Raw genomic sequence first — 21,312 nt, 5'->3', positions numbered from 1 at the left:
TGTCTATCGTTTGGTTTTTCAATCAACGTTCATCGAAAAAGTCTTTGTTTCGGATGTACTTACTCATTAAATGGTAAGAAAACGGACGAATCAGCCAACTAAATAGTGAACGCCCGAGGCGAATGAGTGTCGGCGTGTTCTCATAAATTCTGCCATTGTACAGCCACAGCATTTTTCCGACGTGCCAGTAAAGAAAAGGCACCGGAGGCATGAAAGTCACAATATCGATATCACAACAAATTCGGTAGGTTTTATGCGCCAGACGATAGCGACGTTTGAACGTCCAGTCACCAATGGCGGGCTGCCCGAAAGTCACAACGCGCTTGATGCTTTTCGGATACTTCTTTTCTATGTAATCCGCAAACACGCTACCAATTGCACCACCAGAAGAGTGGCCTGTCACCGAAATGCGCTTGCCTTGCAGAATAAGCGGGACAACGGTTGCTTCTAGGCGTTCTATCACGCTCAAACCTAAGCGATCTTCGTTTCTACTAGGTAAACTTTCTTGGAACAATAGGTGATAAAACCCTGCGTGAATACGGTAGTTGAGACCTAATCGCCGGCAGCTTCGTGTCCACATAGCAAAGTTGAGCAACCAATCGGTAACGCTGTGAGAACCTTTAATAACGACCACGACTTCATCGCGGTTTTTGCTCCACAGTACGCGAATCATAATCTTGCCGTGTTCGTTTCGGATGACTCGCTGACCATTGGGATCGAAGCCATAACGTGTTTGTTTAAAGACTCTTGGATACGCGAGGTTGCACAGTACGGCGTAGCGTTCGTATTGGTATCGTTTTAGTGGTTTCACGTTGTCTTACTTAAAACTGTCCAACCTTATACTCTAGTGAGCGAGTGTGAAGAACACGTGAACATCAGCAGAATGTGTTACCGGTTCAGTCCTCTTGGTTAACGGTAAATCTCTAACGTCGAAGCGTCATTGATAAATGAATCAAAACTTTTTAGACGAAGTAAGGTAGATTGCCGAGATTGCTCATGAGCCTGTTTTATTTCCTTAATCAAAGATTTGAGTACTTGGCGATCTTGTTTGTTGTAGCGTTTGTCTTTGCGGAGCTGGGTGAAAAACGCAATTTGAGTCGAAGTGTCATTGAAGTCGCCGAGCTTGTCTTGAAGTAGCTTAAGTTGCTTCACGTTTTCTTTGTGTTGTTGTGCGGGATAGAGAGCAGAGAAGCACTCCAGCAGGTAGCGCAGAGCTTTACATTTAATGCGTAATGTGTGAATAACATCGTCTTTACTCGCGGGCGAGATTTTTCTTTGTGACTTATTTACTTTTCTAAACTGGTCGGCAATCTTTTGATTTGCGAACGTCACTAATTCAATGTCGTTTTTTAGCAAGTCGTATTGTTTAGTTCGCTCAAGGCTGTTTCGAACCACAGCGCAATGCGCTTGGTAAGCAAGTGATGCCAACCAACTTGCTACGCGCACTTGTTCAGCATTCTTCATGGCATCAATATCCGCGAAAATGCGCGTTAATGATGAATGCTGTTCTGGCAACATCGCAAGATACTGGTTGGTGTCTAAAGTGAACACATCTAGGTCTCGCAATAAGTTCGTTTGTTTCATTAATGTCTTTAAATGAGGCTTGAGGATGGCTAACTCAAAACAGGGAATCACTTCGCTGAGTAAAACGCATAAAGAGCGCATGCGCCGTAACGTGACGCGATATTGATGTGTAAATTCAGGGTGAAGGTTATCCATGATCCCTTGCTCTAACGAACGAGCATACTCAAGCTCTCTCGTAAGAAAATCAGGCAATACAAAGCAGAGTTCGGAATCGAGATGCAGTGGCAATCGACTTGAAGATTTTGGTGGGGCGCTCATGGTTTTCCTCCAACATACTTAGACTAAGTGTAGAGGTTGATATTGCATAGACATAAAAGTCGTTCAAATAAATCGAAATATTACCAAGCAATAAATTAATTGTTTTAAATACATGTCGTTAGCCGATCGTCATTTTACATAAGCATAATATGACCATTTTTTATAACCATATTATTAACCGAATTGACTTATATCGACTCCTTTACAATACTTTTTACCAACTTGAAAGAAATTGCTGTCTTATCGTCAGTGTTAATAGCTATTCGGCATTTATTAATACTCAGATTAGATGGAAGTCTGTAGCTTGTTGTTATTACTGATAGTTTAAATTTTCTCTAATCACTTAACAGGCATATTCTGTCAATGACATCTCAGCAAGTCTTTTAATAGGGATAAGTAAAGTGCGAATTTATATTCGTACTATTTCATAGTGAGGGCGTGAGATGTTTATACAAACAGTAAGAATCGTCATACCGTTAGTATTACTGCAGTTTTTAACGGGTTGTCAGTCGGATGATAACGATAAGCTAAAATCAGAAATTGAGTCATTAAAACAAGAGATCAGCCAACTAACAAAAGAAGTAGGAAAGATAGAAAATGAAGTGAAAGAAATGAAAGATTTGGCATGGAACCCACCCAAAAAAGAGCCACCGACTTTGCCAAATCAACCTAACTTTACTGAAGATGGCACACTGCCACTTCTTGGAAGTAAAGACGCAAAAATTGCTATTATTGAATTTTCTGATTTTCAATGTCCTTATTGTAAACGATTTACAGACAGTGCTTTTAAACAGATAAAAGAAAATTATATTGATACTGGTAAAGTGCAATATATTGCGCGCGATTTCCCGTTGAGTTTTCACGCGAAAGCCATGGGTGCTGCGATCGCAGCTACGTGTAGTCTTCAACAAAATTCCTACTGGCCAATGCGAGATATGCTGTTTAGCAATGTCAAAGACTTAGGAGGCGAGCTCTATCAAAAAGCAGCCACAGATTTATCTTTGAACTTGGAAGAGTTCAATAAGTGCATGAAAGATCAATCAATTGCTGACAAAGTTGAACAAGATTTGACGTTAGGAAAATCCTTGGGCATTCGTGGTACGCCAAGTTTCTTAATTGGCCGCGTCGAAAACGATCAACTTGTAGAACCACAGATAGTAGTGGGCGCGCAGCGGTATGCAGTGTTTGAGTCGCTATTAGAGCAGTTATCGAATAGTGATAAAGCAAAATAATATTTTTCATATTGAATAAAAGGTAACTAATGTTAGTTGCCTTTTATTTTATCTAAATTAACCAGTTTATTAATTTAGAGCTTATCTTTATATATTGATATTAGGTGTCGATATTTATAGTTGTTCTTGTGAATTGAAACCACACACATAGATCTTCTTAAATCATCGATGCTTAATAATTGTTTTGTTTGTGTTAATTTTTGGTTATTTAAGATAAATTTCTTATTTTTCATGGGTTAACTTTGAGCATATATTAAAATGGCAAAGTTATATTAAGCTGAATTCATATTGGGATTGGCATTTTACTTGTAATTTAAATCTTCTTATATATTCATGTTTTAAATAAGAATGTTTGATCTTGCGATAAAAATTAATTGTTTTTGGTTGAAATTTAATCACTGTGTTTGTAGGATTTTACCTTCAAAAACCAACCTACGCTTAAAAAATAGGAAAGAGGGGTAAATTTATTGCATGCAAATAAATAATTTATCTTGTGTTACTAATGCAAGTTTAACCTAAATAATAAATGACTATTTTAGAGTTTTGCTTTTTAATTTTTGTTAAAAGGCACGGCATCTTATTGACTAATTATTAGATGTCTTTGGGGTTCTAATTCTAGCATCTATTGCTTACCTTTAACGTTTGTAGCTTTTCGAAATGAATGGAAATTCATGCGTTTAGGCTAGTTATTTGCGCTCCATAACCGTCAAGCGATCGACATGATTGCGGGCTTCTGCTGCGCAAAAATTAAGAACCAAAGATAAAAATACATAAGAAATTAAGTATGTTTAATACCCATTTTAATATTGTTACTTCCAATACATTTAAACTATCAACAACGGCTCTTATCGGCCTCTTATCTCTGACATTCAACGCGACGGCGCAGTCGCAAGACATCCCACATGGACATGTGATTCAACAAGAAAAACTGGTTTCACCTACTGCTAAGGGAAAACGCCAACAGGCTCAAGATAATACCAGCGCATTAAAGCAGGCGATGGCTGATTATCGCGGTGCATCGGCGAAAAACAAACATCACTATTTAGAGCAAATGATTTCTCTTGCTCACGGTCGTCAAGCATTGCTTTCCGAGTTGTTTCAGTCAGATCCTAGCGCGGTAGCGCAGGTTGCTCTGACTGCAAAAGCTCGCAAAGGTATGCCTGAAAAAGTACAAGCTTTGCTAGAGCAGGAGCAAACGCTAGAAGGCGAACTGGAAGTCTTCTACGAAGATTTTGAAGATCACAGCAAGAGCCGTCTTCGACACGTACTAAACACCTCTGAGGGCTTTATTGAGGTTCACGGTTCTTCTCAATCACCAATCAACGCGATTCAGTCGGGTGCAAAAGTACGTGCGCGTGGTTGGAAGTTCAAAGACGTAGCAGATAAATTGGACGCTTTAGTCGTAGCTGACGAAGCGGATGGACTGTCTGTGTTAGCGCAAGACAGCACGGGGACGGTTACAGCATCGACTACGACGAGTTCTGCTGCGTTATCAAACACTTTTGGCGAACAGCGCACGTTGGTGCTTCTGGTTAACTTTCAAGATAATCCGCAGCAACCGTGGACCATTGATGAAGTTCAAGACATGGTTTTTGGAAAGGTTAACGACTTCTACAAAGAGAACTCCTTTGGTCAGACATGGTTGAGTGGTGATGTACACGGTTACTACACTTTGCCGATTAATAGCAGTTGTGATTACAAAGGCTTTGAAAGTTACATTACGGCAGCCGCTGAAGCGGATGGCATTGATACGTCTAGCTATTCACGCAAAGTCTATATCTATCCCAAAGTAGAGAACTGCGGTTGGTCTGGAATGGGTACCGTTGGTGGCAACCCGTCAAGAGCTTGGATTAACGGCGCATTTAGGTTGAACACGATTGGACACGAATTAGGTCACAACTTTGGCCTTCATCACGCTCAAGCATTAGAGTGCGGTACAAACATAGTCGGTGGTACGTGTTACAACTATTCGTACGGTGACACGTTGGACATTATGGGAACATCTAATGGTCATTTTAATGCCTTTAACAAAGAACAGTTAGGTTGGATTAAACCATCCGAGCAAGAGGTCATTACGGTTACCAATAGCGGCACATATTCTTTGGAACCCTATGAAACGGCGCCAGCAGGTGCAGCTAAAGGTCTAAGGATTAAACGTGGGACTGATGCGGCATCTGGACAACCATTGTGGTATTACATTGAGTACCGTCAACCTATCGGTTTTGATAGTTTTCTTGAAGGGCAAACTACAATAACGGATGGCGTCGTTTTCCACGCTGTAACCGGAGATGATTTGAGTAGTGTCCAACTGCTTGATATGACGCCTAACAGTGTGAGCTCAGACCTGATTGATGCTGCCTTGATAGCGGGCAATACGTATGAGGATACAGAAGCCGGTATTACCATTACGACCGAATGGGCTGATAGCTCAGGCGCAAGTGTCCACGTTAGCTTCGCTGAGCCTATGTGTGTGCCAAGCATGCCGAGTGTTGCTGTTGTTTCCAATCAAGTTTCAGGTGTAGAGTCTGGTAGCACCGTGGGGTATTCGGTTACGGTAACTAACAATGATGGTGATGGATGCGCAACATCGAATTTCGCTATTGAAGCAAATGCTCCAAGTGGGTGGGTGACAACGCCATCTCAGTTAAATTTGGCTCCTGGTACGAGTGATACAGTGACGGTTGATGTGACTTCGGATCAAGCTGCGATAGACGGGACTTACGGCATTACATTCAACGTGACAAATGTTACTGATACTGACTACGACGTGAGTGCTACCGCAAATTATGTGGTTGAAACTGCAGTTGAAGCTTGTCAGCTATCGACGCCATTTCTCATCATGTCTACTAACCAAAACGGGGATTTTGAACCGGGTAGTACAGTAAGTTACACAGCGACGGTTACCAACCAAGATAGCGCAACTTGTGACGCGACTACTTTCACGCTAGCGGCAAATGTTCCAAATGGCTGGAGTGCGAATAGTGGTGCTATGACTTTGATTCCTGGTGAAACCCAATCTATTACAATGACAGTAACATCGAGCACTGAAGTTACTGACGGTACTTATAACATTGTTATCAATGCGAAACATTCTGCTGATGCAAGCTTGAATGCTAGCCAAGTAGTGAGTGTGAGTATTGTCGCTCCAGTCACGGAAAATAACGCTCCTGCCGCTCAAAACGATTCTGTGACGTTGACATCGAAAGAGCCAGTGACTATCGATGTACTCAAGAATGACAGTGATCCCGAAGGAGATACGTTGAAGGTTATCTCAGTGACTCAAGGCGCGAAAGGAACCGTTCAAATTACATCAAATGGTCAATTGCTTTATTCTCCAGCGAAAAGCTTTAAAGGTAGCGATAGTTTTAGTTACACCATCAGTGATGGCGTGAATACGGCTTCTGCGTCGGTGAATATTGGTTTTGGTAGTTCTGATACGAGTACTTCTACGGGGAGCAAAGGCAAAGGTCGAAACAAGTAAGTTGACTTAGACAAGTTGCTCTAGAAAAACAAAAATGCCAGTCAGAAGTTCTGACTGGCATTTCTTTTAAGGTAAGGTAGGCCTTGCTGATTTTTAGTGCATTCAAACATTAAGGTTGAATCACATCTTGAGTTTGAACCGTAACTTCCACTTCTGCAGCTCGAATACTACCGTCATCATCCAGCACTTCTATAACAATACCATCATCTGAACCAGAGGCGCTGAAGGTATCGAAAATACCAAGTGCATTGAAGAGTTGAACACGAACGAAACAAGCATAGGTCTCGCCAGCTGGAATCGTTTGTCCAACATTACAGTAACCATCAAGCAATTGTTGGAATGCAGAGTCAAGCACACCTTCAATGCTCGTACCAGAGTCATCGAAGATTCTGAATAGAGTACCTACATCAACATCACCAGGGGTGGTTGCATCAGGAATACTCACACCGCGAATCGACATTTTGTTCAAAGTAATGTCTTCAAAAGTACTGCTGTTGGTTACTTTGACAAATACGTTGGCATGGAAACCGAAGTTAGCTTCAAATTGCGGAAGCACATTATCAAAGTTCACTTGAGCAGTATCTTCGTTCGATTTGGTCTCAGGTTCACTTGCATCATTTGGATCGCGTTTAGCTGTGACGAATGCAGTATTTAGCAAGAATGTGTCGTCGTAATCTGTATTTGGATCGTTTGAACCATTACCAGTTACATCAGCGACTAAGGTACACATGTAAGGTGTGCCATATTCAATCACTTGAGGGAACGAACACTCATCGCTTCGTTGAGTTGAAGAAGCACTTGCTCTCACGCTGCTAAATAGCACGTCATCCGTCAACGAAATCACGGTCAAGTCTTCTTTGGTTACCGCATTAGCATTGGTCATCGTAAATCGGTAAACGACCTCATCTCCCGGTTCATCCACGTTGATAGATTGCATGAACGAAGCTGAATCGATAGCTGGTGTTGGAACGTTTGCGTCTACAGACACGGCAACATCTTTGACAAGCGTAATCATTGGTTCGGCACGAGTCACACTGACTACCGCCATATCGTTCGCTGCACGAGCCTCATTGTCGTTGATAATGACGTTTACGGTATTGGTGTAGGTACTACCATCCGCAACAGTGACATCGACAGTATATCGACAAGTGAAGGAACCAGTCATTTTCGCTAACGGTGTATCGCTGTTAGGATTATCTGGAGCCGTATTACAGGCTGGAGAACCCGTGCTGTCAGCTAACAGATTAATATCGTCGGCCAAGTTTCCTGGTGTACCGTTATCATCGACAAGTTGGATTACCCATGCCGAGTCAACTGTACTTAGATTGGTCACAGTAACTTCATAGGTGATAAGTCCTTCATCATCAATATACCAAGCGCCAGCTACATTACGTAAACCTGGGCCGCTGATAGGGGTTTTAGTGATATCTACGGCTGGGTCGACGTTGATCATTTTAACTGTAACGACATTCGAACAGTTACCATCATCGTTTGTTGCATCACCATCGGTAGGGTCACAGGTATCATCGCCAATTACAGTGCCACGACCTTCATTATCGGTAGCGCTAAAGCGAATGAAGTTTTGATAAAGCTCCTCAGGTTGTCCCGCAGCGTTCGCTGTGGTTGGGGCTGGATCATCTGGGAGATCTTCATCATTGATCTGAACGTAGAAACTACAAGAAGTACTTGGAGTTGTATCAGTTAGTATGATTGGATAACTGAGTGACTTACAAGTATTCGGGTTACCCGCAGTGTCTAGCAGATTAAGCGTACCTTGGTTGTCTGCACCGCCAGTTAAATCGAACTGTTCAAAGATCGAACCGTCTGTGCTTGAACGATAGATATCGGAAAGGCTAGTGATTTGAACTGCTGAACCTGCAGCTTTAGTAATCGTCAAAGTATATTTGAACGTACCTGCTGGCTCGTTGCTGCTAGCTGGCTCGACGGATTTCAACACAGTTGGTGGATTCGGTTTAATGAATACCGGAATGTTGAAGTTGTCACATTTACATTTCGATTTGTTGTTTGGAACTTGGCCAGGATAAGCGCTGTCTTCAGAACAGTTGTCGCGTTCGATGTTGTCCCACGCGGCACAGTAGTTGAAGTCAGCTTGTCCATCTAAGCCGTCATCCTCACAGATAATTTCGAATACAGCATCTTCTAGAGTGTATTCGTCAGCGGTTAGCTCAGATTTTTTAATATCACCACAGGCGTCTCCATCAAGCTGCTGGGCGACAAGATAATCAGGGTCAAACCCACCAGCACCAACTGGTACTGGCAATAGGACACTACATGCGTCCCCATCTTGATAAATTACGTCTGGATCGACGTTCTCTTTTCGAGGTACATAAAAGGTGGTATCCCAGCGCTCTGCTGCATTAGCACGCACACGAATATCTGCTTTTAATTTAAAGGTTTCCCCCAAGGTACAGGTCAAATTCCCAGAGCTGCTGCCATCTGGAAGGATTATCTCTTTAGGAATGACCTGCGTAATCTCAACGTCGTTCGCGGTACAGTTTAGAGCTTCACCTAACGTACCTTTCATACCAGAACCGCCAGTATCGAAGTACGCGTCCGCCATACAGCTGTTTGCTGAATTAGCGGGATCTGGATAAATAGGTTGCTCGGTTAATGCATTCGCAGGTGAAGCGGTGGTTAACCCATAAAAGGCGGCAGCACTTATCAACATAGCGCTGAGTATCCCTTTATGTCGGTTGTATATTAAATGTTCCATCATCTACCTTCTTTTCTCATTGAAAGTTGATAAAAGGGCGATGTAAGTATCCAATGATGCCAACACTGGACTCCGGCATCATTGAACACACGAACTGCTGTGCCCCCTGTCCCATGACAATTGCTCCACAAAGTGTGTGTTCTGAAACTTGAATGGTGGAGCGCTTGTCGGTGCCCACTAGAGAGCAAAAAACAAACCAACACCTATTACATTGATTTTTAAATATTTTGTGTTTTTTAAAACTGTTTCAAAAACACTTTGTGTGAACAGAGTGTTAACTTATTGGGAAAGGGTCTAGGAGGCCATTCCTAGGAATTAAACGGGATATCAGTTGGTTATGGAGGGAAAGAAAAACGTGCCACTTGGGTAGTGTTCGAGTTTACAGGTGGACACTTTGTTGACAGCGAGTGAGAAAGTCATGTGTCTTGCTGTGGTTTTTTGTGCCCAACAAAGTCAATGTAGAGACTGTGAGGGAAGGGGATTCGAACAAGATTGTAAGGAACCGATTTGAATGATAGTTGCACTAATTGCGTGTGATTTATGCTGTTGGGATTGCTTTTTAAGCATCTGAATCAAAAAGATAAAATTTATTGTTGACCAGATAAATTAATCCGTTAAAGTACGCCTCGTTCTCACGGCACAGGCCGCTGAGAGATGGTGTTACCATCGCAAAGATTTGCGTTGCCCTGGTGGTGGAATTGGTAGACACAAGGGATTTAAAATCCCTCGGCGTTCGCGCTGTGCCGGTTCAAGTCCGGCCCGGGGCACCATCAAAACGATGTATGGATTTCAAATTCAGTTTTAAAGCATCGTTCTCATGACAATGAGAAAACAATCAGGTAAGGCGCGTTGGCAGAGTGGCTATGCAGCGGATTGCAAATCCGTGGACCTCGGTTCGACTCCGGGACGCGCCTCCATTATTTCGAAAGCCAGTCTCTTATGACTGGCTTTTTTCGTTTATAGCGCCCACAAATCATTTTCCTCTCTTGTTCTGGCTACAATTAATTATCATCATTCTGTTTGTCACATCATTATCATATTCAAAGTGTATTTCCATCTTTTCTACAGAATAAAACTATTTATCTTGTTCAATTTTTTATTCACAGGTAGGAATTGAATAGTAGAGTGAAGCTTCTGCATTTTTCGAGTGATTTTATTATTGTCATCATTTTATATCTATTATGTTCATATAAATGCCACCTTAAATATAAAGTTCACACTTGGTGTGCAATGTGATTAATGTTTTTATTTTGTTTGTTAATTGTTGTTTTTTGTTGTTGTCTTAAGGTAAGACTTTGAAATGTGGTCAGTAAAAAACTAATAGCAGTTGAGTGAGAACAGTTTAGCGCTCATTTTCTATTTTTGACATGTATTTCTTTGATTTGTAGTGTTTTTTATTTTTAAGGGTGCAATCGGTTCATTATTGATATGATTGAATATTCTCAATTTTAGAGCAAAAAACAATCGATGCTTAACTGTTTGATGTGATTGAAACTCTTTGGAACTTACAAAGAATTAACGTAATTTGGTGATGTGGTTGGTTGAATTTTAACCTTTTGCTTTGTTATGATGCTGCCTCATTTATTGATGTTGGTGATGTTTTAGAAGAATAAATACATTATGTATAGAAAATTGAGATTATTCATGGAATAAGCTCTGGCTCTATTTTTTCTAAATTTTAACCTCTATCTAATCCTATATATTCTTATCGTTAACTCGGTGGGAAGGATAATTATTATAATTATTTCAGGTGAAGCAGTGATTGATAAACTCCGCATGAATAAGCACGCCCTAAATAAAGGGATCTTTTTCTTACTCGTCTTATTTCTATTTCTACAAAATATCCAGTACGCCAAAGCCGCAGGCAGTTCAATAGGCCAGCAAGATACGTTGGTGATGCTATTAAATTTCAAAGAGAATCCTAACGATCGACCGATCACGTCAGAAGAGGCGCACGCGTTAGTATTTGGTGAAGTTAACGATTTTTACCAAGAAAACTCCTACGGCAAGACATGGCTAAGTGGTCAAGTTGCAGGTTGGTACACATTGCCTGTATCGAATCAGGTGTGTGATTATCCTTCGGTTCAAGCGGAAGCGGATAAAATGGCGCGTGCTGATGGCGTAGTGCTTGAGGATTATCAGCGCATCATTTACATCATGACGCAATCGGGTTGTGCTGGTGGTGGTTCTGCAACAACAGGGAAAACGTTCCCGAGTCGTGCATATATAGATGGCACGCTGTCAGCAAGAGTGATTGCACATGAATTCGGGCACAACCTTGGTTTGAGCCACGCCAAGGCGTTGGATTGTGGCGATGCGTCGGTATCGAGTAACTGTAGCGTAATTGAATACGGCGACTCGTACGATGTTATGGGTACTCCTGATATGGGTTACATCAATACGTACTACAAAGAACGTATGGGATGGTTGAATGATGCGGAATCACCCAACATTCTTACGGCAATTCAAGATGGTTTGTATGAAATCGCAGAGTACGAAACCCAAGACATAACACAAAACATCGCGTTAAAAATACCTCGCGGTGTGAACCCTAATACTGGCTTGAAGGAGTGGTTCTATGTCGAATATCGTCAAGCGATGGGTTATGACCAGTTTTTAGATGACCGCTCTTATATGCTGTTTCGTGGTGATGTGACGGACGGTGTGATTGTTCGTTTAGTCGAAGAAGGTGCGGAAGAAAGTTACATTCTGCACATGAAGCCAAATTCGGATTACAGCCAAGTTTATGGCCGAAAGGATTGGAAAGACACCGCGTTACCAGTGGGTGACAGTTTCACCGATCCAGTTTCTGGTCTCACGATTAATCTTGCGAGTGCAGCCAATGGTTTTGCCGGTGTGAACGTATCGTTTGGTGGTTCGGTAACTCCAAGCGTTTGCGAGATGTCTGCGCCAAGTGTGTCTGTGAAAGCGACGTCTGATACACAAGTTAATGCTGGCGACACGGTTGAATATCAACTGACGGTAACAAACACGGCGAATGATGTTTGTGGCACGATTCGTTTTGATGTGTCTGCTCAAGTAGAGAGTGGCTGGCAAGCGAGCTCTCAATCTATTTCCCTTGCGTCTGGCGAATCTAGCATGGCTACCATCGCGGTGACTTCTGCTCTAAGTGCAACCTCTGGTGACTACCCTGTGACGTTTAATGTGGTAAACACGAAAGATGAGGCTTACAACGTGGCTACACAAGCAACGTACGCCGTTGCTGAGCAGCAAACGGGCAGTGGTGATGTTGTGGCGGTTGACGATAACGTTCAGATGAGCAAAGTTTCAACGGTAACCATTAATGTGTTGGGTAATGACATCATTGCTGATGGTGTGTCTGTCGAGATCTCAGCAATGAGCGCACCGAGTAAAGGAACGGTGAAGCTACTTTCTGATGGGAGTATCCAATACACGCCAGCGAAGCGATTCAAGAATCAAGACAGCTTTAGCTATACGATCACCAGCGGTAATGTTACGTCGACGGCAATGGTGACTGTGGCGCTGCAATCATCTCCTGATTCTGGCGGGTCTTCACCTGGCAAAGGTAAGAACAAATAACAAAGCAAAGCCACCTTATGTTTAAGGTGGCTTTTTCGTTATTGTTTACTGTGGATTGCTGCTATCGGGTTTGTCTTGCTTACGGTGCAGGACATAGTGGACAGCTTGCCTCTACAGGCATGCCTGTATCGACAGTGACACCTGTAATGGCGTTAACACCTTCTGCAACGACGGTGTCTTTGAAGGTTCTTACATCATGTGCAACAACCGGACCACCAGAAACATCACTACCCGGAGCAGGGATGTAGGTGCCATCGTAGTTCATACAACTTTCAGGATTTAAAGTACCGACATCTTTAACGACTGTCATACCGTCATGCATTTCAGTAATTTTCACATCGTTAAGTTTCACTTTACTGTCGTTACATACTTTACCTTCGTAGTTCACTCTTAATCCGTACGCGCCAGATGCGTTTTCTTCAACGTAGGTTGTACAGTCTTTAGTGATACTCAATGCGCCCACTGGAGTAAGTGGAGGACAGCTATCTGTGTCAGACTTAGTAAGCACAGGTTCGCCACCATCTTTGATGGCTGCGCTCGCCGTAGCCTCATTTTCTACACCGTTGATGAGCGAAACAAAGGAACCAGTAAATGTTGCAGTTTCGCCAGCGGCAAGAACGTCAGCAGTGAATGAATCGCCAGCGGTAATATCTTCAACATAAAGATCGTAAAGTGCACCAAAGCCAGTATTGGTTACTTTGATCTCGTAGTTGTAGATGATTGAGTCACCACTTGGTGATAACGCACCAGTTGGACATGTTTTCACAAGTTCCATACCACATAACTGGAATTGACCTAAAACGAAGTCTTTCAAAGATGCGGTGAATGAAGCAGACGAACGGGTTTCAGCCATGAAGCTGCTGAAACAAGACGCTGTGCCGTCGATTCCGCCAAGCAGTTGAGTGAGGTTTACACCACCTTCATAGAAGCTTTCGTATGGGAAAGCGTTCATTGTGCCGTTTTTTGCAGTGTATGGCCAAGGTGATGGGATTGGTGTTTCACCTTTGTTGGTGGTTGCACAACCAAAGTCACCATCATTGACAGCAGAACAGTCAGCAGGGTTTGCACCACTGGTTTCCGCTTGTAGGCGTAAGTTTTTGGCTGCACAATCGCCAGGGGCAGGGTCATTACTGTCCGCTTTTGAACAGGTTGGATCCCAAGTTACCAATGCGGCGTAAGGTTCATCATTCGCACCTTGCGGATAATCAATCAATACCAAAACGTCGCCCACAACGTGTTGACCAGAGAACGAACCGTCATCAAGGGCTTGGACATCATCTTGGAAGAACCAGAAACCCATAAAGGCATCACCTACGTTCGCAAAACGGTCGGCACCAAAATAAATGACCAAATCCGAACCGCCACCGCCGTTATCGACGCCGTAGGCAGCAGCATAAGCATTGGTTAAGTCATCTTTATCTGGTACAGAACCATCTTTGTGAGACCATTCTGATATGTCTTGAATATCTTTTCGACCACCAGTAAATATGGAGATAGGTGACGGATCGGGAAGAATCCCAGTATCGACGTTGGCACTGTCGCTACCATCGTAAATATTTTCCCAATCGTCCCCCGCAACGGCGTCGTCTGTTGCATTACCTTCCAGTTCGAAGGTGCCCAGATCATGAACCGCCCAAGTCGGCGAGGCGAACACACTCAATATCAGCCCCAAGCAAAATGCTCGAGCCAATATCACCAGTTTATTAAAGTCCATCTTACTTTCTCCTTTTCCAAACAGAAGATACGAGCCGATTGGTGCTCATAACGGCAAGGAGCGTCTCCAATTAACACGTCATCACCATTGACGCTGGGCTCGTTACGTACGGGAGGGGTTAAGCAAGAAGTAATCCGTTAGTTAACCAACTGAAAAGTTTTACAAAAATAATTTCAAACTGTCGAGGTGAACAGTTTAGATTGCGGTGCTTAGGTGATACGGAACGATAAGCGTATGAATTCGATTGAAAAGACAGAAATCTGTATCAGATGGACAATGTGTAACACACGTGAACAGGTTGGAGAGGCTGGCGAAGAGAGTAGCAAGGCAGCGTGAGGGAAGCCGAAAGTGAAAAGCGACGATGTAAGAGAAAGTTCGAGAAGCTCTCCTGGTGCAAAGTCTTGCGATGTCCTTTGCACCGGGACTCCTGAGGGTTAGCGGTTTAGTGCACCACAACGCTCAGGTTGGTATGTGATATCGACAATTTCAATCGTCTTCACTTGTTTGTTTGGCATTGGCCAATCGAGCTTTTGACCCACAGACAAACCGATTAGTGCGCTACCAACAGGAGCAAAAATCGAAATGTCATCACTGCTTTTTAGCTCTGATGGGTAGACCAATGTTTTGGTCATGGTTCTTTCTTCGCCCGCAAATTTAAACTCAACGGTTGAGTTCATGGTGACCACATTCGACGGCATCTCTTCTGGTTCTAAAACCGTTGCGCGGTCAAGCTCTGCTTCTAGCTCAACAAGCTCTGCAGCGATGTTTGGCATCTTATCCAGCAGGGCGGTAATTCTGTTCATATCTAAGCTTGAGATATAGATAGAGTTGTTTTCTGACATTTTATGACTCCCAAATAAAATGCCGCCTCATAAACATGGGACGGCGCTCTATATGTCAATTACGGTATAAATCACATGGTTTTCATTCCATATGAACTACTTTTGATTCTAGTCTTTATGCAATCTGTTAGCTAGTAAAAGATTTTTATTGTGGGGCTTGATTTTTTCTAAAACTATCAAACACTTCGAACGCTGTTCGGTACAAAATTCTTCTTTATAACCATAACTTATCATGGGCAGCTGATTGCTTATAAGCGATCTTTGTAAAAACTACCAATATTCGTTAATAAATTACCTTATTTTATACGTAAACGGAGCAAATAGAGCCGACTACCCCTTTGGGGTAGTTTGAATTTGTAATTGATTTACATCATGTATTAATTTTCTTTCACAATTAACAATGCGCTCAGTGATAAGAACCTAACCCTTAGGAAGTACAATGAGCAAGTTGAAGCTAGTAGTTATCGGTAACGGTATGGTAGGGCACCGTTACATCGAAGACTTAGTCGAGAAAGCGGATGTCTCGCAAATGGATATCACCGTTTTCTGTGAAGAACCTCGTGTCGCATACGACCGTGTGCACCTTTCCTCTTACTTTTCTCACCACACAGCTGACGAACTGTCTCTAGTTAAAGAAGGCTTTTACGAGAAACACGGCATCAATATGTTGATCGGTGAACGCGCGATTAACATCAACCGTGAAAACCGAATCGTTTACTCAAGCACTGGTCGTGAAGTTCAATACGACAAGCTGATTCTTGCTACTGGCTCATTCCCATTTGTTCCGCCTATCAAAGGTCATGAAAGCAAAGACTGTTTTGTTTACCGCACAATCGAAGATCTTAAAGCGATCGAAGCGTGTGCGAAGAAGAGTAAATCAGGCGTGGTTATCGGTGGTGGTCTGCTAGGTCTTGAAGCTGCAGGCGCACTAAAGGCACTCGGTGTAGAAACACACGTCGTTGAGTTCGCGCCAAAGCTAATGGCTGAGCAACTTGACCTTGCTGGTGGTAATCAACTTCGTCAAAAAATCGAGCGTATGGGCGTGAACGTTCATACCAGCAAAAACACGCTAGAGATTGCAGCAGAAGGTAAAAATGCTCGTAACGTCATGCGTTTCGCTGACGGCACTGAGTTAGAGACAGACTTCATCGTATTTTCTGCGGGTATTCGTCCACAAGACAAACTGGCTCGCCAAATGGAGCTAGAACTTGGCCCTCGTGGCGGTGTTGCCATCAACGACCACTGCCAGACTTCTGATGAGAACATCTACGCGATTGGTGAGTGTGCGTCTTGGAATGAAATGTTCTACGGCCTTGTTGCTCCTGGTTACAAGATGGCGACCGTTGCGGTTGATCACCTACTAGGTAACACAGAAAGCAAATTCGAAGGCGCTGATATGTCTGCGAAGCTAAAACTGCTTGGTGTGAAAGTGGGCTCTATCGGTGATGCGAATGGTCGCACTGAAGGTTGTAAGAGCTACGTTTATCAAAACGAAGAGCAAGAAGTTTACAAACGTCTTATCGTTTCTGAAGACAACAAGAAACTGCTCGGTGCGGTATTAGTGGGTGATACGTCTGACTACGGCGATCTGCTTCAACTGATGTTGAACGAAATCGACCTACCAGAGCATCCAGATGCCTTGATCCTTCCTGCACACGCAGGTGGTGAGAAACCAGCACTCGGTGCGGATGCACTACCAGAAAGCGCAGTGATCTGTTCATGTTTCGACGTAACCAAAGGCAAGATCGCTCAAGCGGTTGCTGATGGTCACCACACATTGGGTGACATCAAAGCAGTGACTGGCGCAGGTACAGGCTGTGGTGGCTGCATTCCTCTAGTCACTTCTGTTCTAAATGCAGAGCTTGCTAAATCGGGTATCGAAGTGAAGAACGACGTGTGTGAGCACTTTGCTTACTCGCGCCAAGAGCTGTTCCACCTAATCCGTATTGAAGAGATCAAAACGTTTGATGAGCTTCTAGAGAAATACGGTAAAGGTTACGGCTGTGAAGTTTGTAAACCACTGGCTGGTTCTATTTTGGCTTCTTGCTGGGGGGAGCACATCCTTAAGCCACAACTGGTTAAGCTGCACGACACGAATGATAACTTCCTAGGTAACATCCAAAAAGACGGTACTTACTCTGTTATTCCACGTATGGCGGGTGGTGAAGTAACACCTCAAGCACTGGGTGCGCTAGCGAACGTTGCTGCAGAATACAACCTATACACCAAAGTAACCGGTGCTCAACGTATTGGTCTGTTTGGTGCTCAAAAAGACGATCTTCCAGAGATCTGGCGCAAGCTTATCGACGCTGGTTTCGAAACAGGTCAAGCGTACGCAAAAGCACTTCGTATGGCGAAGACCTGTGTTGGCTCAACTTGGTGTCGTTACGGCGTTCAAGATTCTGTTGGTCTAGGTTCTTACATCGAGAACCGTTACAAAGGCATTCGTACACCTCACAAGATGAAGTTCGGTGTTTCTGGCTGTACTCGTGAGTGTGCGGAAGCACAAGGTAAAGACCTTGGCATCATCGCGACTGACGCAGGTTGGAATATGTACGTTTGTGGTAACGGCGGCATGAAACCTCGTCACGCAGACTTACTAGCCAGCGATCTAGATAAAGAAACGCTAATCAAGTACATCGACCGCTTCATGATGTTCTACATCCGTACTGCTGCGCCACTACAACGCACATCAGTTTGGATGGAAAACATGGAAGGTGGTGTTGACTACCTACGCGCAGTGATTGTTGAAGACAAACTTGGCATCAACGCTCAACTAGAAGCTGACGTAGCGAAGCTTGTAGACGAGTACGAGTGTGAGTGGACGGCAACCATCAATGACGCATCACAACTGACTCGTTTCGCACACTTCATTAACTCTGACAAGCGCGATGACAACGTTGTGTTTGTTCAAGAGCGCGAACAGCACCGCCCAGCGACCTTCACGGAGAAACATCCTGAAGCGAAAGGCGACATCCTACACGTAGCGATCACTGAAGCATAAGGGAAGGTTGAACATGTCATTTGAAAAGATTTGCCAAATCAGCGACATCGTACCGGGCACTGGCGTTTGTGCTTTGGTTAATGGTCAGCAAGTTGCGGTATTTCGCCCAACAGAAGCGGAAGAAGTGTTAGCTATCAGCAACACCGACCCGTTCTTCCAATCGAACGTGCTTTCTCGCGGTTTGATTTGTGAGCATCAAGGAGAGCTTTGGGTGGCGAGCCCGCTTAAGAAGCAACGCTTTAACCTGACAACAGGTGCTTGTATGGAAGACGAGCGTTTTAACGTGAAAGCGTACAAAGCGCGCGTGACAAACGGCGAAGTCGAGATTCAAGCGTAAGTTTAATCCCTCCTCTGTGGAGGAGGGATGTTTCTTCGCCTTTCGGTATCCGTTTCATAGATTCAATAGACAAAGGCTTTCCACGCATCATTTCCGGGGGACAGGGAAGCGAGATGATGTCGACAGCAGTGGATGTCAGCGGGAAGCCTTTCTCTATTCAATCTTCAACTTTTAACTTTCAATTTTGAATAAGGACACATTCATGTCTACAGACTTTAAACCTGCTGAATTCGTGCAAACCATGATCAACGTTGGTGAAGCAAAAACCAATACAAGCACGCGCGACCTTCTGCTTCGTGGCACGATGGCCGGCATTATTTTGTCGTTAGCGGTAGTTGTCGCGATTACGGCGATGGTGCAAACGGGAATTGGCCTTGTGGGTGCACTTGTTTTCCCTGTTGGTTTTGTGATTCTTAGTGTGATGGGTTACGACCTAGTTACGGGCGTATTTGGTCTTGCGCCTTTGGCGAAGTTTGCAAACCGTCCGGGCATCACTTGGGGGCGCATTTTCCGTTGCTGGGGTCTGGTAGGTTTGGGTAACCTGATTGGTTCTCTGATTGTGGCTTACCTTGTGGCGATTTCTCTAACCGGTAACTTTTCTCTAGAACTCAACGCGGTAGCGAAGAAGTTTGTCGCTGTTTCTACCGCGCGTAGCCTTGGTTTTGAAAACATGGGTATGGACGGATGGATCACGTGTTTCGTACGCGGTATCTTCTGTAACCTAATGGTGTGTCTAGGCGTGATTGGCAACATGACTGCGCGTTCAGTATCCGGTCGCGTGGCGATGATGTGGTTCCCAATCTTCATCTTCTTCGCACTCGTATTTGAGCACACGGTGGTAAACATGTTCCTATTCCCACTAGGTATGATTCTAGGTGCGGACTTTGGTATCGCGACTTGGTTGAACTTCAATTTAATCCCAACCATTCTAGGTAACATCATCGGTGGTCTTGTCATGACTTGTCTGCCACTGTACCTAACTCATGCGAAAACAGCGCCTTCTCTAAGTGTTGAAGAGGACGTTATTGCAGAACCTGCAATCGCAAAATAAACCGCTTTATTTGGCCCTACCTTTGGTGGGTAGGGCTATTCAACTCATTTAACTTTCGATAGATATTGTATTGATTTAGCTATAAAAAGTAATAACTCCTTGGGGTAGTTTGAACCCTAAGCCAATTAAGTGAGTGTTACTCTTTATATCCCAATTTTCCGATAGGCGTTGATATGACTACTGTGAACTCATCTTTAAACAGCGGCTTTGTTTCTCTTGTTGGTGCAGGTCCGGGCGATCCAGACTTGCTGACGGTCAAAGGTTTGAAAGCGATTCAAGCGGCTGAAGTTGTGGTGTATGACCGTTTGGTATCGAAAGAGATTCTAGAGTTAGCACAGGCATCCGCAGAGATGATTTATGTCGGGAAAAAGCTCGATTTTCACTGCGTACCACAAGATCAGATCAACCAAATTTTGGTGGAAAAAGCACAAGAAGGGAAACGCGTTGTGCGCCTAAAAGGTGGTGATTCATTTATCTTTGGACGCGGCGGTGAAGAGTTGGAAGAGCTTGCAGAATACGGTATTCAATACGAAGTGGTACCGGGGATCACCGCTGCGGCGGGGGCGACGGCTTACGCAGGTATTCCACTAACGCACCGTGATCATGCGCAAAGTGTTCAATTCATCACGGGTCACGTGCAAAAAGACGGTCGCGAAATTGAATGGCACTCGTTAGCGCAATCAAACAACACGCTTGTGTTCTATATGGGGTTGAAGCAAAGCGGCCACATTATGGACAAGCTCATCACGCACGGCTTAGACCCAGAAATGTCATGCGCAATCATCGAAAATGGGACGCGACCAGAGCAACGCGTGTTCCAAGGTAAACTAAATGAACTGTCTAGCATGGCAGAGCAAGCAGTGAGCCCTGCATTGATAGTGGTGGGGAGCGTTACGCAGCTGCATAATAAGTTGGCGTGGTTCGGAAAGTAACGAAGAATCCTGTTTCTTCACGAGTCTTCATTTCCTCAAGTGCTTCAGATTTCGCAGGGGCTTCGCTGCCTCTGCATCTCTTGTTTTCGCATCGGCATTTGGTCAATCAAATCGTTAATGTATTGCCAGTCGGTTTCTGCCCCCCAGCGGTATTTTTCTAAGCCATCTTTACCGAGCAAAATCGCAGTGTGCTCGCCTTTTTTCACGCTGTAGATCTCTGCGAGTATCTTTAAATCAAACTCTTCTTTAAGCCAGCTTGGCACGGCGTAGCCGTCTTCTGTGATCACCAATGTGACGACATCTCTATCAACTAACTCACACTCGTGCATCAATGCTTCAAGCAAGAACTGTTTTACGTAATCATCATTTTCAGGCGCGAAATACAGAACACTGCGATGCGGCCAGTATTGAGTGTGTGCAGGATAGCCGAGTGCCGTCGAGGCAAAGACGCCCAAAAGCAGTATCACCAATAACTTTCCACCCATGACTCACTCCTAAAAACGCGATTTTCCGTTTATACGTTAAGTTTAGTGGAATTGGCTCATTGTGCTTTTGGGCGATCTGGCTTAGGGTAGGCGGCAA

13 protein-coding genes and 2 tRNA genes are annotated in these 21,312 nt (G+C 43.9%); 9 read left to right on the top strand and 6 right to left on the bottom strand.

Annotated features, from left to right (window positions below):
- Window positions 1-22: 22 nt before the first annotated feature.
- Both ACF8EG_RS15590 and ACF8EG_RS15585 read right to left on the bottom strand, forming a co-directional pair.
- Window positions 23-811, bottom strand: a complete 789-nt coding sequence (locus ACF8EG_RS15590; protein WP_020842190.1) for a lipase — start codon at window positions 809-811, stop codon at window positions 23-25.
- Window positions 812-909: 98 nt separating this feature from the next.
- On the bottom strand, window positions 910-1,842 hold the full coding sequence (locus ACF8EG_RS15585) for a CHAD domain-containing protein (RefSeq protein ID WP_069507415.1): 933 nt from the start codon (window positions 1,840-1,842) through the stop codon (window positions 910-912).
- A 443-nt stretch (window positions 1,843-2,285) separates the two neighbouring features.
- Here ACF8EG_RS15585 and ACF8EG_RS15580 point away from each other — a divergent pair, with 443 nt between their 5' ends.
- Window positions 2,286-3,074 carry a thioredoxin domain-containing protein gene (locus ACF8EG_RS15580; RefSeq protein WP_069507414.1) on the top strand — a complete coding sequence of 263 codons (789 nt, stop codon included), beginning with the start codon at window positions 2,286-2,288 and terminating at the stop codon, window positions 3,072-3,074.
- A 784-nt stretch (window positions 3,075-3,858) separates the two neighbouring features.
- Entirely contained in the window at window positions 3,859-6,555 is a 2,697-nt protein-coding gene (locus ACF8EG_RS15575; RefSeq protein WP_069507413.1) for an Ig-like domain-containing protein, read from the top strand.
- A gap of 109 nt (window positions 6,556-6,664) precedes the next feature.
- Here ACF8EG_RS15575 and ACF8EG_RS15570 read toward each other — a convergent pair whose 3' ends face one another.
- Complete coding sequence (locus ACF8EG_RS15570) at window positions 6,665-9,292, bottom strand: hypothetical protein (RefSeq protein WP_079859007.1); 2,628 nt, start codon at window positions 9,290-9,292, stop codon at window positions 6,665-6,667.
- A gap of 680 nt (window positions 9,293-9,972) precedes the next feature.
- Here ACF8EG_RS15570 and ACF8EG_RS15565 point away from each other — a divergent pair.
- From ACF8EG_RS15565 to ACF8EG_RS15555, 3 genes are all read left to right on the top strand, one after another.
- Window positions 9,973-10,059 (top strand) — tRNA-Leu (locus ACF8EG_RS15565).
- Between the two features lie 73 nt (window positions 10,060-10,132).
- Window positions 10,133-10,206: transfer RNA gene (locus ACF8EG_RS15560), tRNA-Cys, on the top strand.
- Between the two features lie 841 nt (window positions 10,207-11,047).
- Entirely contained in the window at window positions 11,048-12,850 is a 1,803-nt protein-coding gene (locus ACF8EG_RS15555; protein WP_175423228.1) for an Ig-like domain-containing protein, read from the top strand.
- 79 nt (window positions 12,851-12,929) lie between these two features.
- Here ACF8EG_RS15555 and ACF8EG_RS15550 read toward each other — a convergent pair whose 3' ends face one another.
- Complete coding sequence (locus ACF8EG_RS15550) at window positions 12,930-14,564, bottom strand: hypothetical protein (protein ID WP_015313276.1); 1,635 nt, start codon at window positions 14,562-14,564, stop codon at window positions 12,930-12,932.
- A 434-nt stretch (window positions 14,565-14,998) separates the two neighbouring features.
- On the bottom strand, window positions 14,999-15,406 hold the full coding sequence (rnk, locus tag ACF8EG_RS15545; RefSeq protein ID WP_005480352.1) for a nucleoside diphosphate kinase regulator: 408 nt from the start codon (window positions 15,404-15,406) through the stop codon (window positions 14,999-15,001).
- Between the two features lie 439 nt (window positions 15,407-15,845).
- Here rnk and nirB point away from each other — a divergent pair, with 439 nt between their 5' ends.
- The 4 genes from nirB (at window position 15,846) to cobA (ending at window position 20,730) form a co-directional block, all read left to right on the top strand.
- The gene (gene nirB / locus ACF8EG_RS15540) at window positions 15,846-18,410 is read left to right on the top strand and encodes a nitrite reductase large subunit NirB (protein WP_069507176.1); all 2,565 of its coding nucleotides are present in this window, start codon (window positions 15,846-15,848) and stop codon (window positions 18,408-18,410) included.
- Between the two features lie 13 nt (window positions 18,411-18,423).
- Window positions 18,424-18,747: a nitrite reductase small subunit NirD gene (gene nirD, locus ACF8EG_RS15535; protein WP_005460996.1), complete on the top strand. Its 324-nt coding sequence runs from the start codon at window positions 18,424-18,426 to the stop codon at window positions 18,745-18,747.
- A 202-nt stretch (window positions 18,748-18,949) separates the two neighbouring features.
- Window positions 18,950-19,798 (top strand): formate/nitrite transporter family protein, encoded by an 849-nt coding sequence (locus ACF8EG_RS15530; protein ID WP_015313275.1) that lies wholly within the window; start codon window positions 18,950-18,952, stop codon window positions 19,796-19,798.
- A gap of 173 nt (window positions 19,799-19,971) precedes the next feature.
- The gene (cobA, locus tag ACF8EG_RS15525) at window positions 19,972-20,730 is read left to right on the top strand and encodes a uroporphyrinogen-III C-methyltransferase (protein ID WP_069507174.1); all 759 of its coding nucleotides are present in this window, start codon (window positions 19,972-19,974) and stop codon (window positions 20,728-20,730) included.
- A 44-nt stretch (window positions 20,731-20,774) separates the two neighbouring features.
- Here the strand turns inward: cobA and ACF8EG_RS15520 are convergent, their stop codons facing one another.
- Entirely contained in the window at window positions 20,775-21,215 is a 441-nt protein-coding gene (locus ACF8EG_RS15520) for a DUF4174 domain-containing protein (protein WP_069507172.1), read from the bottom strand.
- Between the last annotated feature and the right edge of the window lie 97 nt (window positions 21,216-21,312).

Origin of the sequence: Vibrio sp. YQ_11 (genome assembly GCF_043103065.1) — a bacterium.
In the GTDB taxonomy this organism is placed as follows: Bacteria; Pseudomonadota; Gammaproteobacteria; order Enterobacterales; family Vibrionaceae; genus Vibrio; species Vibrio parahaemolyticus.
The sequence above is the reverse complement of the archived record's forward strand: the minus strand, read 5'-3'. Positions and strand labels throughout refer to the sequence as shown.

What these genes read in the sequence shown, in the direction of transcription:
- ACF8EG_RS15585 (WP_069507415.1), bottom strand. Translation starts at nt 1,842, where the DNA reads ATGAGCGCCCCACCAAAATCTTCAAGTCGATTGCCACTGCATCTCGAT.
- ACF8EG_RS15580 (WP_069507414.1), top strand. Translation starts at nt 2,286, where the DNA reads ATGTTTATACAAACAGTAAGAATCGTCATACCGTTAGTATTACTGCAG.
- ACF8EG_RS15575 (WP_069507413.1), top strand. Translation starts at nt 3,859, where the DNA reads ATGTTTAATACCCATTTTAATATTGTTACTTCCAATACATTTAAACTA.
- ACF8EG_RS15570 (WP_079859007.1), bottom strand. Translation starts at nt 9,292, where the DNA reads ATGATGGAACATTTAATATACAACCGACATAAAGGGATACTCAGCGCT.
- ACF8EG_RS15550 (WP_015313276.1), bottom strand. Translation starts at nt 14,564, where the DNA reads ATGGACTTTAATAAACTGGTGATATTGGCTCGAGCATTTTGCTTGGGG.
- rnk (WP_005480352.1), bottom strand. Translation starts at nt 15,406, where the DNA reads ATGTCAGAAAACAACTCTATCTATATCTCAAGCTTAGATATGAACAGA.
- nirB (WP_069507176.1), top strand. Translation starts at nt 15,846, where the DNA reads ATGAGCAAGTTGAAGCTAGTAGTTATCGGTAACGGTATGGTAGGGCAC.
- nirD (WP_005460996.1), top strand. Translation starts at nt 18,424, where the DNA reads ATGTCATTTGAAAAGATTTGCCAAATCAGCGACATCGTACCGGGCACT.
- ACF8EG_RS15530 (WP_015313275.1), top strand. Translation starts at nt 18,950, where the DNA reads ATGTCTACAGACTTTAAACCTGCTGAATTCGTGCAAACCATGATCAAC.
- cobA (WP_069507174.1), top strand. Translation starts at nt 19,972, where the DNA reads ATGACTACTGTGAACTCATCTTTAAACAGCGGCTTTGTTTCTCTTGTT.
- ACF8EG_RS15520 (WP_069507172.1), bottom strand. Translation starts at nt 21,215, where the DNA reads ATGGGTGGAAAGTTATTGGTGATACTGCTTTTGGGCGTCTTTGCCTCG.